At 64.0% G+C, this 15,432-nt stretch carries 13 protein-coding genes; 10 read left to right on the forward strand and 3 right to left on the reverse strand.

Features of this window, described 5'->3' with window-relative positions; genetic code table 11:
* The 4 genes from JWQ24_RS17655 to JWQ24_RS17670 form a co-directional block, all read left to right on the forward strand.
* Nucleotides 1–736: DNA-directed RNA polymerase subunit alpha (locus JWQ24_RS17655; protein ID WP_299810735.1), on the forward strand; the 736-nt coding region annotated here is incomplete at its 5' end.
* Between the two features lie 118 nt (nt 737–854).
* Entirely contained in the window at nt 855–1,271 is a 417-nt protein-coding gene (rplQ, locus tag JWQ24_RS17660) for a 50S ribosomal protein L17 (RefSeq protein WP_299810738.1), read from the forward strand.
* A 62-nt stretch (nt 1,272–1,333) separates the two neighbouring features.
* Nucleotides 1,334–2,392, forward strand: coding sequence for an acyltransferase (locus JWQ24_RS17665; RefSeq protein ID WP_299810741.1), 1,059 nt, complete (start codon nt 1,334–1,336; stop codon nt 2,390–2,392).
* A gap of 116 nt (nt 2,393–2,508) precedes the next feature.
* Nucleotides 2,509–3,303: an SDR family oxidoreductase gene (locus tag JWQ24_RS17670; protein WP_299810744.1), complete on the forward strand. Its 795-nt coding sequence runs from the start codon at nt 2,509–2,511 to the stop codon at nt 3,301–3,303.
* Between the two features lie 114 nt (nt 3,304–3,417).
* Here JWQ24_RS17670 and JWQ24_RS17675 read toward each other — a convergent pair whose 3' ends face one another.
* From JWQ24_RS17675 to JWQ24_RS17685, 3 genes are all read right to left on the reverse strand, one after another.
* The gene (locus JWQ24_RS17675) at nt 3,418–4,863 is read right to left on the reverse strand and encodes a porin (protein WP_299810747.1); all 1,446 of its coding nucleotides are present in this window, start codon (nt 4,861–4,863) and stop codon (nt 3,418–3,420) included.
* A 381-nt stretch (nt 4,864–5,244) separates the two neighbouring features.
* On the reverse strand, nt 5,245–6,258 hold the full coding sequence (locus JWQ24_RS17680; protein ID WP_299810751.1) for a zinc-binding alcohol dehydrogenase family protein: 1,014 nt from the start codon (nt 6,256–6,258) through the stop codon (nt 5,245–5,247).
* 135 nt (nt 6,259–6,393) lie between these two features.
* The gene (locus tag JWQ24_RS17685) at nt 6,394–7,890 is read right to left on the reverse strand and encodes a porin (RefSeq protein WP_299810754.1); all 1,497 of its coding nucleotides are present in this window, start codon (nt 7,888–7,890) and stop codon (nt 6,394–6,396) included.
* A gap of 355 nt (nt 7,891–8,245) precedes the next feature.
* On the opposite strand from JWQ24_RS17685, the gene JWQ24_RS17690 reads away from it, so the two are divergent.
* The 6 genes from JWQ24_RS17690 (at nt 8,246) to JWQ24_RS17715 (ending at nt 15,273) form a co-directional block, all read left to right on the forward strand.
* Entirely contained in the window at nt 8,246–9,634 is a 1,389-nt protein-coding gene (locus JWQ24_RS17690; protein ID WP_299810769.1) for a DegQ family serine endoprotease, read from the forward strand.
* A complete protein-coding gene (locus JWQ24_RS17695) occupies nt 9,631–10,968 on the forward strand; it encodes a replication-associated recombination protein A (protein WP_299810757.1) in 1,338 nt (445 codons plus the stop codon). Before JWQ24_RS17690 ends, JWQ24_RS17695 begins: the two co-directional genes overlap by 4 nt.
* Entirely contained in the window at nt 10,965–11,672 is a 708-nt protein-coding gene (locus tag JWQ24_RS17700; RefSeq protein ID WP_299810760.1) for a hypothetical protein, read from the forward strand. Before JWQ24_RS17695 ends, JWQ24_RS17700 begins: the two co-directional genes overlap by 4 nt.
* A 277-nt stretch (nt 11,673–11,949) precedes the next feature.
* Complete coding sequence (locus tag JWQ24_RS17705; protein ID WP_299810763.1) at nt 11,950–12,504, forward strand: cytochrome P460 family protein; 555 nt, start codon at nt 11,950–11,952, stop codon at nt 12,502–12,504.
* A gap of 805 nt (nt 12,505–13,309) precedes the next feature.
* On the forward strand, nt 13,310–14,914 hold the full coding sequence (locus tag JWQ24_RS17710; RefSeq protein WP_299810772.1) for an RluA family pseudouridine synthase: 1,605 nt from the start codon (nt 13,310–13,312) through the stop codon (nt 14,912–14,914).
* Between the two features lie 41 nt (nt 14,915–14,955).
* The gene (locus JWQ24_RS17715) at nt 14,956–15,273 is read left to right on the forward strand and encodes a hypothetical protein (RefSeq protein ID WP_366521450.1); all 318 of its coding nucleotides are present in this window, start codon (nt 14,956–14,958) and stop codon (nt 15,271–15,273) included.
* Nucleotides 15,274–15,432 lie beyond the last annotated feature (159 nt).

Genomic DNA, 15,432 nt, shown 5'->3' on the forward strand with positions numbered 1-15,432 from the left:
GATGCAGAGCGAAGGCGCCAAGCGCATGACGCTCCGCAAGACCGGCCCGGGCACCGTGACCGCGGGCGACATCAACACCGTCGGCGACGTGCAGATCCTGAACCCCGAGCTGGTGCTCTGCACCCTCGACGAGGGCGCCGAGATCCGCATGGAATTCACCGTCGCCGCCGGCAAGGGTTACGTCGCCGCCGAGTTCAACCGTCCGGAAGACGCGCCGATCGGCCTGATCCCGGTCGACAGCCTGTACTCGCCGGTTCGCAAGGTGTCGTACAAGGTCGAGAATACCCGTGAGGGCCAGATTCTCGATTACGACAAGCTGACCATGACCATCGAGACCAACGGCGCGCTGACGCCGGATGACGCCGTGGCCTATGCCGCACGCATCCTGCAGGACCAGCTCAACGTGTTCGTCAACTTCGAAGAGCCCCGCAAGGAAGTCGCGCAGGAGATCATTCCGGATCTCGCCTTCAACCCGGCGTTCCTCAAGAAGGTCGACGAGCTCGAGCTGTCGGTGCGTTCGGCAAACTGCCTGAAGAACGACAACATCGTCTACATCGGCGATCTCGTTCAGAAGTCGGAAGCCGAAATGCTCCGCACGCCGAACTTCGGCCGCAAGTCGCTGAACGAAATCAAGGAAGTGCTCGCCCAGATGGGGTTGCACCTCGGCATGGAAGTGCCCGGCTGGCCGCCGGAGAATATCGACGAGTTGGCCAAGCGCTTCGAAGACCACTACTAGGCAAGAGCAACGGCGGATGGGCGGGTAGATCCCCGGCCATCACGCCTGGGCGAACGCAGGTAGCCCACCTGAAACATGTCCGACGAACCGTCGTGGCAACTGAATAGGATTGAATATCATGCGTCACGGTAAGGTTCATCGTAAGCTCAACCGCACGGCCGAACACCGCAAGGCGATGTTCGCAAACATGTGCGCATCGCTGATCAAGCACGAGCAGATCATCACCACGCTGCCGAAGGCCAAGGAATTGCGCCCGATCGTCGAGAAGCTCGTTACGCTCGGCAAGAAGGGTGGTCTCCACCTGCGCCGCCAGGCGATCAGCGAAATGAAGGATCAGGATCAGGTCCGCAAGCTGTTCGACGTGCTGGCCAAGCGCTATGCCGACCGTCAGGGTGGCTACACCCGCATTATCAAGGCCGGCTTCCGCTACGGCGACAATGCTCCGATGGCGCTGATCGAATTCGTCGATCGCGACGAAGACGCCAAGGGCCTCGATTCCGGTCCGACCCAGGAAAAGAAGACCGAAGCCGCGTAAGCAGCGAGCAAAACTGATATTGAAAAACGGCGCTTTGAGCGCCGTTTTTTTATGGGTGGGCGATGGGCTCTCGTACTGCGAATTTAGATCTGGTTCGTCTGGCTGCAGCCTTCGCGGTTCTGTGGTCGCACCAGTTCGCGCTCACGGGATTGGCCGAACCGGCGATCCCCGGGGCAGGCGGTTTGGGAGCGGGCACGCTCGGCGTCTACGCCTTCTTTGCCATCAGCGGTTATCTCAACGCGCAGAGCCTGTTTCGATCGCAGTCGGCCGTGACATTTCTGACCAGCCGCACGTTCAGGATATTTCCCGCGCTGATCGCCTGTGCCGCATTCTGCGTCGTGCTCGGAGCCTTCATCACCAGCAGAGATCCGCAGGCTTATTGGCTGCCGGAGAATGGCCTGTTGGGCAGAAACGGGCCCGTCTCGTTCTTCTGGCGCAACTCCACGATTTTGTTCGGGCTGGACTACCAGTTACCCGGCGTATTCGAGGGCAATTCCTATCCGCGGGCCGTGAACGGCTCACTGTGGACGCTGCCGCACGAGGTGAAGCTGTATCTGGTGCTGGCGGCGATCGGGTTCGGTTTGCGCTTCAAGTCGTGGGCGTTCGCGTGCCTTATGTTTGTCGTGCTGGCTTGCCTGTTTCTGTTCGGGCTGGTCCGCCCGCTCGGACCGCTGCTTGAGGGGAAGTATCTGCTGACCTTCGGGGTCATCTTTTCGGCCGGCGCCTGTCTCGCCACAATCCAGCAGAGGGCCGGATTGAGCGTCGCGCTCACCTCTTTGGCGTTATTGCTGGCCGGCTTTGCGCTGTCCGGCAACCCGACCGTCGCCGTGCTGCTTGCCGTGACTGTGGTTTGCGTGCTGTTGAACCAGGTGCCACTGCCGTCCTGGATGGCGCCGAAGTTCGATATTTCCTATGGCGTGTACCTCTACGCCTTTCCGGTACAGCAACTGCTGTCGAACTGGCCGGCCGGCTTCTGGACGCGTCTGGTGGTCGTCGTTGTGACGGTCACGGCACTGGGCCTGGCTTCGGCGAAACTCGTCGAGCAGCCGGCGCTGCGATGGCGTCGGTCGCTCGGCGGGGTGCAACCGATCGCGCTTCCCGCCGAGCAGGTCGCGTCGTAGAAGCCGGCTGCCCGCAGGGCGGCGGGCCGGCGTTTTGCCATCAACCGCGCGTGACTGCGATTGCGCATCGACCATCAGGTTCCGATATCAGCTCCATCATCACATGGAGTTGCGCGATGAAGATCGATCTCACCGGCAAGACGGCATTGGTCACCGGTTCCACATCCGGCATCGGCCACGCCATCGCGAGGGGACTTGCCGCCACTGGCGCCGAGGTCGTCGTCAACGGCCGCACGCGGCCGAAAGTGGATGCCGCCGTTGCCGCCATCATCAAGGCCGTGCCGGGCGCCAGGGTGAAAGGCGTTGCTGCCGACGTCTCGACAGGTGCGGGCTGCCAGACATTGGTCGCCGCACTTCCGGAGGTCGATATCCTCGTCAACAATGCCGGCATCTTCGAGCCCAAGGGTTTCTTCGATATCCCCGACGAGGACTGGTCGCGGTTCTTCGAGGTCAACGTGATGTCCGGCGTACGGCTGTCGCGCGCTTACATGCCGAACATGCTGAAGCGCAACTGGGGCCGCATCGTCTTCATCTCGTCGGAGTCGGGACTGAACATTCCCAGGGAGATGATCCACTACGGCATGACCAAGACGGCTCAACTGGCGATCTCGCGCGGACTGGCGGAGCTCACCCGCGGCACGGCGGTGACGGTCAATTCGGTATTGCCGGGTCCGACGCTGTCTGAAGGCGTCGAGATCTTCATCAAGGATCTCGCCCGGCACAATGGCCAGTCCGAGGAAGAGGCCGCGGCGAATTTCGTCAAGCAGAATCGCCCGACATCGCTGATCCAGCGCCTCGCCAGCGTAGATGAGATCGCCAACCTGGTGGTCTATGTCAGCTCGAAGGAGTCTTCGGCGACCAACGGCGCATCGCTACGCGCCGAAGGCGGCATCGTGCAGACGATCGCCTAGACGCGACGTCTCGAAACGCGAAAGGCGGCGCTGGGTGCGCCGCCTTTGTTGTTGTGGGCCTCACGGGCATGCCGGCCCTTGTGGAGGTCTCGGGTTCGCAAGCGCGGTCCGGTCTTAGAAGGCCACCTGCGTGCGCATCGCGAACACATCGTAGGAGCCGCCGGTGTCGACGTTGGCGGTCGTGGTCTTGTCGACGGTGCCGTGGATCCAGTTGAACATGAAGCGCATGTTCTGGTTGACGTACCAGTTCAGGCCGACCGTGGTGTTCTTCAGTTCGCCGCCGCGGACGGCGAGATCGTTGAGGCTGGCGTAGCTGTAGCGCACGGCCAGTTCCCAGGCGCCGAGATCGCCGGTGCTGAAGTTCACGGGGCGGGCCGGGTTGATGCCGCCGAAGGCGCCTGCCGAGGAGCTGTACTTGTGCTTCTCGCCGGTCAGGACGTAGCTGGCCTGGCCGTAACCGCCGTTGAACGAGAGGTCACCCAGGCCGGTACGCTGCACCGCGTAGTCGAAGTATTCGCCCTGCGCCATGAAGCTGCCGACCTGCACGGCGGCTTCGCCCGATAGCACGCGCGCATTGTTGACGTTGGCAAGCGTGCCGGTGTTCAGCAGGGCGTTCGAGCCGGGATCGACGCGAATCTCGATGCGGTCGGACATCGCGAGCGTGTTGTTGGTCGTGCCGCCGGTCTGCGCGAGGTACAGCGCGTCGAAGCCGACGAGGACGGTCGCGACGTCGTTGTTAACAGGCAGGCCGACCGCGCGGAAGGTAGCGCCGAGCGGCTGCGGCGTGTTGTGCACGACCGTGGCGCTGGTCGCCGGACCCGTCACGTAGGCGCCGACCCAGTAGTTGTCGCTGAAGATGTGACCACCGAAAGCGGCGCGGTTGTCGCCGGCGGCAAGGCTGGTCGCCAGAACCTGCGAAGCCGCACGTTCCATGAACATGATGTTGTTGGAGCTGGTCGCTTCATCGAGCGTGTAGGGAACGTCGATGTAACCGCCCTGAATCACGAGTCCCTTGACGCCCTTGTAGGCGACGTAGGCGTTGTTCAGGGTTACCGGACCGTCCGTAGTGCCGCCGGCATCGACGACGACGCTGTATTCCCAGTCACGGTTGAACGTGCCGATCAGGCCGAGACGGGCGCGGCGCGCGTTGACGCCGTCGTTCAGGCCCTGCGGGAGGGTCGAAGTGGTGTTCGGGCGGAACGAATAGGCGGCGGTGTCGAGGTGAAGGCGGCCGGTGAGGGCTATGCAGTTCGCGCCGTCCGCGGTGCAGAACGTCGGGCGGTTGCCGGGCATTTTCAGCGTCGCGTCGATGTACGGCACGCCCTTCTTCGGCATGTACGCCGCGTTGGCGTTGGCCACGCTCTGCTTGACTGACTCGCTCTGCTTCTGGACCGTGTTGGTCTGCTTCTGCACGCTGTCGAGCTTCTTTTCGAGCGCGCGGAGCTGCTGCTTGAGCACCGCGATCTCATCATTGCCGGCGGACTGTGCGTGCGCCGAGCCCGAAGCGAGCGCGCCGATCAGGCCGATCGTTCCGAAAATCTTGTGTGTCGCGAATGACATGAAAACCCCTGCTTGAATTCAGACAAAATCCGTCACGTCACCTGGAGTTGCCTCGCAGATGTTGTGGCGTGCGAATTTCTGTTTGTGATCTCGTAAGCGCGGCATGGTCGCTGGCGAGCCAGCAAATCCGTCGTCACCTACAAGCAAGCTCCCGTTGAAGCTCGGGCGGAACCTAGAAATCTTCGACGACAGTTTTGTAACAACGCCGCGACAGTCAGCCTGCGCGATGTATCGTGTGCCTCTTCGATCACACGTGGCGATCTGGCGCGCCTACTGCAGGTTGATCTCACGGTACAATAAGATAGGATGCCGCGAGGGCATCCTATCTTTGCGATCTAGCTTTTTAGATTATCGGAAAACCCGCAGCCGCCTGCGGCCAATCTACCAGCCCTCGAGCACGATTTTTCCGACCGACTTGCCCGATTCGATCAGCGCGTGCGCCCGCTTCAGATTCGCCGCGTTGATGGTGCCGCAGGTCTGGTCCAGCGTGGTGCGCAGCACGCCCTTGTCGATCATGTCGGCGACATCGTTGAGCAGATGATGCTGCCCGATCATGTCCGCGGTCTGGAACGAACTGCGGGTGAACATCGATTCCCAGTGCAATGACGCGGCCTTGCCCTTCAGCAGCGAGAAGTTGACGCTGACGGGATCGTCGATCAGGCCGATCTTGCCCTGCGGCGCGAGGATGTCGGCGAGCACCGGGAAATGATCGTCGGTGCCGGTGAGGCTGGCGATCAAGGCGACCGGTGGCAGCGTCAAGGCTTTGATCTGCTCTTTCATCGGCTTGCTGTGATCGATCACCGCATGCGCGCCGAGCTCATGGCACCATTTCACCGTCTGCGGCCGCGACGCCGTGGCGATCACGGTGAGGCCGGTGAGGCGCCGCGCCAGTTGGATCAGGATCGAGCCGACGCCACCGGCGCCGCCGACGATCAGCAGCGAGCGCGGATCGACGCTGCGGCCGGGCAGGGCGCCGAGCCGGTCGAACAGAAGCTCCCACGCGGTGATCGAGGTCAGCGGCAAGGCGGCGGCCTGCGCGAAGGACAGCGTTTTGGGTTTGCGGCCGACGATGCGCTCATCGACCAGATGGAATTCCGAATTGGTGCCCTGGCGCAGGATCGAGCCGGCGTAGAACACCTCGTCGCCCGGTTTGAACATCGTCACGTCGGGCCCGACGGCATCGACAATTCCGGCCGCGTCATAGCCGAGGATCTTGGTCTCGCCGGCCGGCGGTGCAGCGCGCTTGCGCACCTTGGTATCGACCGGATTGACCGATACCGCCTTCACTGCGACGCGGATGTCGCGGCCGGTCGGCTCCGGTCTGGCGGTTTCGAAATCGATCAGTGCCTCCAGGGCATCGATCGGCAATGATGCTGTGTATCCAACGGCCTTCATCGTCACGCTCCCAATTGTTGATGGGCCTTAGGTGACGCGCCGGCCGGCGCTTTGCAAGCGGATGGCTTTCAACAAAACAGGAGCAGCCTTGCGGCCGCTCCTGCGATTGTTCGCCAGACGAAATGCGAGGTGACCCTAGAACGCCACCTGCGTCCGCATCGAGTACACGTCGTAATGCGCGCCGATGTCGAGATTGGCCGCGGTTGCCTTGTCGACCTGGCCGTGCACCCAGTCGAACATGAAGCGGACGTTGGAGTTGACGTACCAGTTCAGACCCACCGTGGTGTTCTTCAACTCGCCGCCGCGCACCAGGAGATCGTTGAGATTCATCTGGCTGTAGCGGGCCGCGATTTCCCAGGCGCCGTAATTGCCGGATTGCCAGTGCGCCGGGTTCGCCGGGTTGACGCCGCCATAGGAGCCGGTGACCGGATTATATTTGCGCTTCTCGCCGGTCAGCACGTAGCTGGCCTGCGCGTAGCCGCCGTTGAAGTGGGCGTCGGGCAGGCCGTTCATCCGGTCGATACGATAGTCGAAATATTCGCCCTGCGCATAGAAGCTGCCGATCTGGCCAGCGGCCTCGCCGGAAAACACCTGAACGCCCTTGACGTTGGTCAGGAAGGTGTTGGCATTCAGCAGCGCATTGGTGGCCGGATCGATCCGGCTTTCGATGCGGTCGCTGAACGATGCCAGGTTGTTGGTGCCGACGGCGCCGCCGGTGTCGAACAGGAACTGGGCATCGGCGCCGATGATGAACGAGCCGACCTCGTTGTTGACGGGCACCACCACGCCGCGCGCGGTAGCGCCGGTCTGCGGACGCAAGGAGTGCGACACGGTCGAGGACGGGCCGGTGAAGTAGGAGCCGACCCACCACCAGTCGCCATTGGCATGGAAGCCGAACGCCGCGCGGTTGTCGCCGGACGCGATGTTGGTCGCAATCGTCTGCGCCGAAGCGCGCTCGATGAAGGTGATGTTGTTGGAACTGGTCGCCTCATCCAGCGTGTAGGGCACATCGAGATAGCCGCCGTCGATATAGAGGTTCTTGATGCCCTTGTAGGTGACATAGGCGTTCTCGATGAAGGAGGCCGCATCCGGCGTGCCGCCGAAATCATAGATCAGCGCGTAGTCCCAATCGCCGGCGAAGGTGCCGAGCACGCCGATGCGGGCGCGGCGGGCCAGCACGCCATTCTGCGCCGTCTGCGGACTGGTCGCCCCGGTGTTGGGCCGGTAGTCGTAGCCGCCGGCATCGATATGCAGCCGGCTGGTGATCGCGATGCAGTTCAGGTTGTCGTCGGTGCAGATCGTCGGGCGGTTGCCCGGCATCTTCACATAGGCGCCGCTTACCGGCAGCAACGGCCCCTTGGTCGGATAGGCCGCATTGGCGTTGGCGACGTTGACCTTTACGTCTGCCTTGGCGCTGGCGCTCGCAGCTTTGGCATTGGCGCTGGCGGCGGCCGTGGTGTTGGCCTGGGTCTGCTTTTGCAGCCGGTCGAGCTTCTGCTCCATCAGCTTGAGCTGCGCCTTGAGCAGCGCGATCTCGCTGTCGCTGCCCGCGGATTGCGCCTGCGCGGGAAGCGCCGTGATGGCTCCGATAAGTCCGACCGCTGCGGCGGTTCCCCATTTTGTCATCGACATCGAATTCACCCCCTTCAGGAACTATGAGACAATTGGTCGCGCCGAATTGGGGGCAAGGGAAGCGGACTTCTCGGTTCCCGTCGATTTCAAGATGGTTTTGTGACGAAGTGTGTCTTTCGTGAACCTCAACGAAAGCGAGTAGCGGTATGAAAATGACGCCCGTCGTTTTGCCGGACAATGCTGCTGCTCGCGGGTGGGATGGAGAGCGCCAAGCCGCACGCTTTCTTGCGTCGATTAATGCGGCGTCAGCGACGGCCGATTCGCGGTAAGGCGCTCTTCTATTGCGGGGCTTCACGGCCTATATTCGCTGCGATTTCCGACAGAGGCCTGCATCTTGACCCATTATCGTTCTGCGATCGCATTTGCTCTTGGCGCCGTTCTGCTGTCCGCCATCGCCCCGGGTGGGGCCAGTGCGCAGGAGCGCCGTGTGCCGGCGTCGCCGAACGAGCTGCGGCTGTCCTACGCGCCGATCGTGCAGCGGGTGCAGCCGGCCGTGGTCAATGTCTATGCCGCCAAGCTGGTGCAGAACCGCAATCCGCTGATGGAGGATCCGTTGTTCCGGCGTTTCTTCGGCGGCGGCGGCGTGCAGCCGGAACAGATGCAGCGCTCGCTCGGCTCCGGCGTGATGGTGGATTCGTCCGGCCTGGTCGTCACCAACAACCACGTCATCGAGGGCGCTGATCAGGTCAAGATCTCGCTGTCCGACAAGCGCGAATTCGAAGCCGAGATCGTGCTCAAGGACAGCCGCACCGATCTCGCCGTGCTGCGCATCAAGGACAGCAAGGAGAAATTCCCGACGCTGGATTTCGCCAACTCCGATGACCTGCTGGTCGGCGACGTCGTGCTGGCGATCGGCAACCCCTTCGGCGTCGGCCAGACCGTGACCCACGGCATCATCTCGGCGCTGGCCCGCACCCAGGTGGGCATCACCGACTATCAGTTCTTCATCCAGACCGATGCGGCGATCAATCCCGGCAATTCCGGCGGCGCGCTGGTCGACATGACCGGCAAACTGGTCGGCGTGAACACCGCGATCTTCTCGCGCTCTGGCGGTTCGCAGGGCATCGGTTTTGCGATCCCTGCCAACATGGTCCGCGTCGTCGTGGCCTCCGCCAAGAGCGGCGGCAAGGCGGTGAAGCGGCCGTGGCTCGGCGCCCGCTTGCAGGCGGTGACGCCGGAGATCGCCGACACGATCGGCCTGAAGACGCCGTCCGGCGCGCTGGTCGCCAACGTCACGCCGGGCAGCCCCTCGGCCAAGGCCGGGCTCAAGCTGTCCGATCTGATCGTGGCGATCGACGGCCAGGTTGTCGATGATCCCAACGCCTTCGACTATCGCTTCGCGACGCGTCCGCTCGGCGGCACCGCGCAGATCGACGTGCAGCGCGGCGGCAAGCCGGTCAAGCTCACCATCGCGTTGGAGACCGCGCCCGACACCAACCGCGACGAGATCGTGATCACCACGCGCTCGCCGTTCCAGGGCGCCAAGGTCGCCAACATCTCGCCTGCCATCGCCGATGAACTGCGCCTCGACTCCTCGCTCGAAGGCGTCGTGGTGACGGAACTCGCCGACAACGCCGCTGCCGCCAGTGTCGGTTTCCAGAAGGGCGACGTCATCCTCGCGGTCAACGACCAGAAGATCGCCAAGACCAGCGATCTGGAGAAGGCCACACGTGAACGCGCCCGCGTCTGGCGCATCACCGTGGTCCGCGGCGGCCAGCAGATCAACGTCACGCTCGGCGGATGAGCCCGAAGCACCCTCAACCCGCCAACCTGTTCGCCGCCGCCGGGATGGAGCAGGACGCGCCGCGTCCGCTGCCGGAGCGGCTGCGGCCGCGCGTGCTGTCGGATGTCGTCGGCCAGGACCACATCCTCGGGCCCGACGGCGCGCTGACGCGGATGCTGGAAACCCGCACGCTCGGTTCCTTGGTGTTCTGGGGCCCGCCCGGCACCGGCAAGACCACCGTCGCGCGGCTGCTGGCTGACGCCACCGAGCTGCATTTCGAGCAGATCTCCGCGGTGTTTTCCGGCGTCGCCGATCTCAAGAAAGTATTCGAGGCCGCGCGCGCGCGCCGCGAGATGGGCCGCGGCACGCTGCTGTTCGTCGACGAGGTGCATCGCTTCAACAAGGCGCAGCAGGACTCGTTTCTGCCGGTGATGGAAGACGGCACCGTGGTGCTGGTCGGCGCCACCACCGAGAACCCGTCGTTCGAACTCAACGCCGCGCTTCTGTCGCGGGCGCGTGTGCTGGTGTTCCAGTCGCTGGACTCGGCGGCGATCGAACAGCTCTATGCGCATGCCGAGAAGGTTGAAGGCAAAAGGCTGCCGCTCGACGCGGAGGCGCGCGCGGTGCTGGTGCGAATGGCCGATGGCGACGGCCGCGCCGCGCTGACGCTCGCCGAAGAGGTCTGGCGCGCCGCGCGCAAGGACGAGGTGTTCGATGCCGTGCAGCTGCAGGACATCCTGCAGCGCCGCGCGCCGATCTACGACAAGTCCGCCGACGGCCACTACAATTTGATCTCGGCGCTGCATAAGTCGGTGCGCGGAAGCGATCCCGATGCCGCGTTGTACTATCTCTGCCGGATGCTGGACGCCGGCGAAGACCCGCTGTTTCTCGCGCGGCGTGTGGTGCGGATGGCGGTCGAGGACATTGGCCTCGCCGATCCGCAGGCGCTGGTGATCTGCAACGCCGCCAAGGACGCTTTCGATTTTCTCGGCCATCCCGAAGGTGAACTGGCGATCGCGCAGGCGGTCGTCTACATCGCCACCGCGCCGAAATCCAATGCGGTCTACATGGCCTACAAGGCCGCGATGCGCGCGGCGAAGGAGGGCGGCTCGCTGCTGCCGCCGAAGCACATTCTCAATTCCCCGACCGCGCTGATGAAGTCCGAAGGCTACGGCGGCGGTTATCAATACGACCACGACACGCCGGAAGCGTTTTCCGGGCAGAACTACTTCCCGGAAGCGATGGGCCGCCAGACCTTCTACGATCCGCCGGAGCGCGGCTTCGAGCGCGAAATCCGCAAGCGGCTGGACTACTGGGCAAAATTGCGCCGCGAGCGCGCAGGAGATCGCGAATGAACTATTCTGGCGTGTCCGCCATGCTGAAGATCGCGGCTGTCGGGCTCATGCTCGCGTCTCTCCCGGCCAGCGCCGAGACCGTCGAGGTCGCGCCCGGCGTGCAACTGACGAAGCGGAGCTACAACGCGCCGGTCAACGAGCAGCCATTCTTCGGCTTCGTCGTCAAGGACGCCGCGCAGCGCGAAGCCGACGAGAAGTTTGTTGCGGCGCTGGTGAAGGCGACGGGCAGTCGCGAAAAGGCCTTCGATGAAGCCACCACCCGCGCTTGGCGCGCCGTCATCGCTGGAAAGGCGTCCGAGGCCGTCGTGCGTTTCAACCAGGCCTGGCTGATCTCGCCGGAGCCGAGCGCGCTGTATCACGGCATGGCCGTGGTCGCGTTGATGCGGTTCAACGATCCCGTCTTCGCCGAAGAATTGTTCAATATCGCGCGCAAACAACCGAAGCCGCTGAAAATGCTGAACGCGGACTACGGCCGCTTCCTGCTGATCGCCAAACGCCCCGCCGATGCGCAGAAGGCGCTGGAGCAGGCGGTGGTCGACAATCCGGATTTCGGCGACGCCTGGTCCAACCTTGCACAAGCCCGCCTGCAAAACGGCGACCGCGCCGCTGCCTGCGTGGCTGCCGATGAAGCCGGCAAGCGACGTCCCTCGGCCAATGCGATGAAGGATTTGGGAGCGCTGCGCAGCAGTGCCGCGTGTCCATAGTAGTTCGTGTCCCGGACACTTCAGGAGTTTATCGAACGTCGGCGGTGTAATTGTCGATATCCACCGACCGGCCGCGGCTGAACTCGATCGTAAACCGGTCGCAATGGACCGTGACGACCCAAAGTGCTAAACGGAAGGCGTGTGTTTCCGTCTGCCGGAAGATAGCTGGCTGAGTGCGGACGAGGTGTAAGCGGGAGAATGAATTCTCGAACCGCGTCGGCGCCGTTTGAACGGTCGCCGGCAAGTTGATTTGCAAACACTGGCGCAGGAGAGAGCCATGACGATAGCTCTGTTTCCGTGGAAGGTGATTTGTGCGGCATCGCTTGTTGTTCTCTGCGGAATAGCCGTTGCTGCAGAGGACAAGTACACTGTCAAAGTGCCGGGTGGGCTCGGGTTCTCCGAGTTCAGGGGATACGAGGGCTGGCAGGTTGTTGCTACCAGTCATAATGACAGGCTGGTCGCTGTGATCCTCGCCAATCCCGTGATGATCGAGGCCTACCTGGCCGGCATTCCCGACAACGGAAAGCCTTTCCCCGACGGCTCCAAGATGGCGAAGGTCCATTGGAAGCCGATGCGGAACCAATACTTCCCGGATACGACGGTGCCCGGCGTCCTGAATGATGTGGACTTCATGGTGAAGGACAGCAACAGGTTCGCGGATAGCGGCGGATGGGGATGGGGCGCGTTCAAGTATGAGGCCGCGTCTGATCAGTTCATGCCAAGCACCTCGGCCGACCAGCCGCCGCAGGCGAACGACGCCCGATGTGGCTTGAGCTGCCACACCAGAGTGAAGGCACGGGACTACGTGTTCACGGAATACGGCAAGCGATAGGCGGACTCGTTCTGAAGCCGTCCGCTCGAGCCAGGCGCGCCAACCGGGATCGCGGTTCTGCGGAGCCGTGCAAAGGTGCTGCACCGCGCCCGGAACGCGGGACTCTCGCCGGATGTTGACAATAAACCTATAAGACTATAATCTCCATTTGTCCCGTCCATGAGGGGCGCTTCATGAGGCGTCTTGGAGTGGGGCGGGAGGCGGCGCCTGCGGGCGGGGGGAGGACGTATCCCCGCGCACCCGGGAGGCCCTGGGTAGTCGTCCGGGCCCACTACGGGGCTCTGCCGCTCGGCGGCTGGACGGGGACAGGAAACGGAGGGGAAACCCGACGGGACCACGTCCCCGGAAGCACGGCCCCAGGGACAGAAATCGCCGCGACGGCGCGCCGAGAGGCGACGCGGTTGCAGCTTCGTCGCCGACGGCGGAGCGGATCGCGGACCGTTACCCCCACGCGCCCCACGGCGCGCCGCCGCCCCTCATGCCGGAGGGGACGGAAATTCAGCAAAACTCGGGCCCGCCGGGCTGCGAGAACGCAAACCTTTGCCGGAAAAGCGAGTTTCACCGTGACCCTGCGCCGCATATGCGCTACGCACAGCCATTCTCCCGGAGCTGCCCCATGAGCCGTCGCGACAAAAAACCCCTCGTCAAATCCCGTGGCCCTGCTGGTCCGCGCGGCAAGGGTGGGCGCCCGAAGACCGCGGGCACCACGACGTCAGGTTCAAAACCCGGGCGTCCCAAATCCGTTCGTTCGGATGGCGAGCGGCCGTCGTTCGGCAAGGCCGGCCGCATCAAGAGCGACCGCCCGATGAGCGCCCGCCCGCCGCGCGAGCGCTCGGCCGAGCGCCCGGAGCGATTTGAGCGGTCTGAACGTCCGCAGCGCACGGAGCGCCCCGAGCGTTTTGAACGGTCGGAGCGCCCGCAGCGCACCGAACGCACCGCCGAGCGTGGCTTCGGCGATCGCGTGCAGAGCGCGCGTCCGCCGCGCGAGCGCCCCGCCGGGCGTCCCGAACGATCCGAGCGTCCCGCCGGCCGTCCGGAGCGATCCGGTCAGCCGGAGCGGTCCGAGCGTCCCGAGCGCGGCTACGGCGATCGCCCGCAGGGTGCGCGCCCGGCGCGCGGTCGCATAGATGCCGCTCTCGAGCGCTCTGAATGGGGCAACCCTCGCGAACCCCGCGATACGCGCTTCGAGGGCCCGGAACGCGCCCAGCGCGCCGCGCGTCCCGAACGCACCAGCCGCCCGGAACGGTCCGAGCGCCCGCAGCGCTCCGAGCGCCCGGGCAATGAGCGTCCGGTCTCCCGCGGTGGCCGGCCGGCGCGCGCCTCGGCGCCGCGCGAGCCGAAGCACGAACGTCCGCCCTATGATCCCGACACCTTCGTGCCGGAGCCCAAGGTCGTGGTCCCGAAGGCGCCATTGCCGACCGCGGTGGAGATGGCCGTCGTCACCGCCGACGAGAACGGCATGCGCGTCGATCGCTTCCTCGAAGCGCGCTTCGAGGGCCTGTCGTTTTCCCATATCCAGCGCATCGTCCGCAAAGGCGAGCTGCGCGTAAACGGCAAGCGTGCCGACAGCAAGGACCGGCTGGAGGAGGGGCAGACCGTCCGGATTCCGCCGCTCAAGCTCGACGCGCCGAAGGTCGGTGGTGGCGAATTGTCCGAAGCCGCGCAAAAGACGCTCGAAGCCCTCAAGGAGATGATCCTGTTCGAGGACGCAGACGTGATGGTGCTGAACAAGCCCGCCGGCCTCGCCGTGCAGGGCGGCTCCGGCACCACGCGCCACGTCGACATGATGCTGGAAGTGATGCGCGACGCCAAGGGCCAGAAGCCGCGCCTGGTGCATCGCCTCGACAAGGACACGGCCGGCTGCCTGCTGATCGCCAAGACGCGCTTTGCCGCCACCAAGCTCACCGGCTCGTTCCGCGAAAGATCCGCGCGAAAAATCTACTGGGCGCTGGTCGCCGGCGTGCCGAAGCCGAAGCAGGGCCGCATCTCGACCTATCTTGCCAAGGAAGAAAACGAAGATGATTCGATCATGCGCGTGGCTGCGCACGGCGATGAAGGCGCCAGCCACGCCGTGACCTACTATGCCGTGGTGGAAACCTCCGCGACAAAGCTTGCATGGGTGTCGTTGAAGCCGGTGACCGGCCGCACCCACCAACTGCGCGCGCACATGGCGCATATCGATCACGCCATCGTCGGGGACCCTAAATATTTCAACAAGGAAAACTGGCAGCTGCCGGGCGGCCTGCAGAACCGGTTGCATCTGTTGGCGCGGCGGATCGTGATTCCGCATCCGCGCGGCGGCTTCATCGATGCCACAGCACCTCTGCCGCCGCATATGCTGCAGTCCTGGAACCTGCTGGGTCTGGAAGCGGACCGCTTCGATCCGATCGAGAACGCGCCTGAAGAATAATTTAACTTGCGCTCTTCGCCCGACGTCACGACATGTCATTGATGAACCGGAAATCGATGGTTACGCTCTATGTCGGCGCGGTTATCGCGGCTCTCGTTGTTGTGAATGCCGCTTCGGCGCAAATGCTGCCGCCGGGCGCGTCGCAATTCAGCCCGCCGCCGCTACCACCTCCGCCGCCGCCGAAAATCGAAGTGCCGGTGGTGCCGCAGATGGATGCGCCGCCATCGCAGCCGACTGTGCTGCCGTCGAATCGCGGCTCCTTCGGCGACCGGATTAATAGCTGTCTGGACGAAGCCACGGCGGCGGGGCTTGGGCCCGGTGAGCGCGCCGCATATTCGCGAAGCTGCGCCAACCGGTAATCGACGCTTTCTTTGGTTGCGCTTCGCATGTGAGGCGCTTTATCTGCGCCGATCCTTATCATACTCTCCGGATCGTATTATCCAGATGAGAACGGACCGGAAGCTGCATGCGTGAACTATTCGATGAAGTCACCGGCCATTCGCCGCTTGATCCGGAGG

Origin of the sequence: Tardiphaga sp. (assembly GCF_028290495.1) — a bacterium.
Lineage (GTDB): Bacteria > Pseudomonadota > Alphaproteobacteria > Rhizobiales > Xanthobacteraceae > Tardiphaga.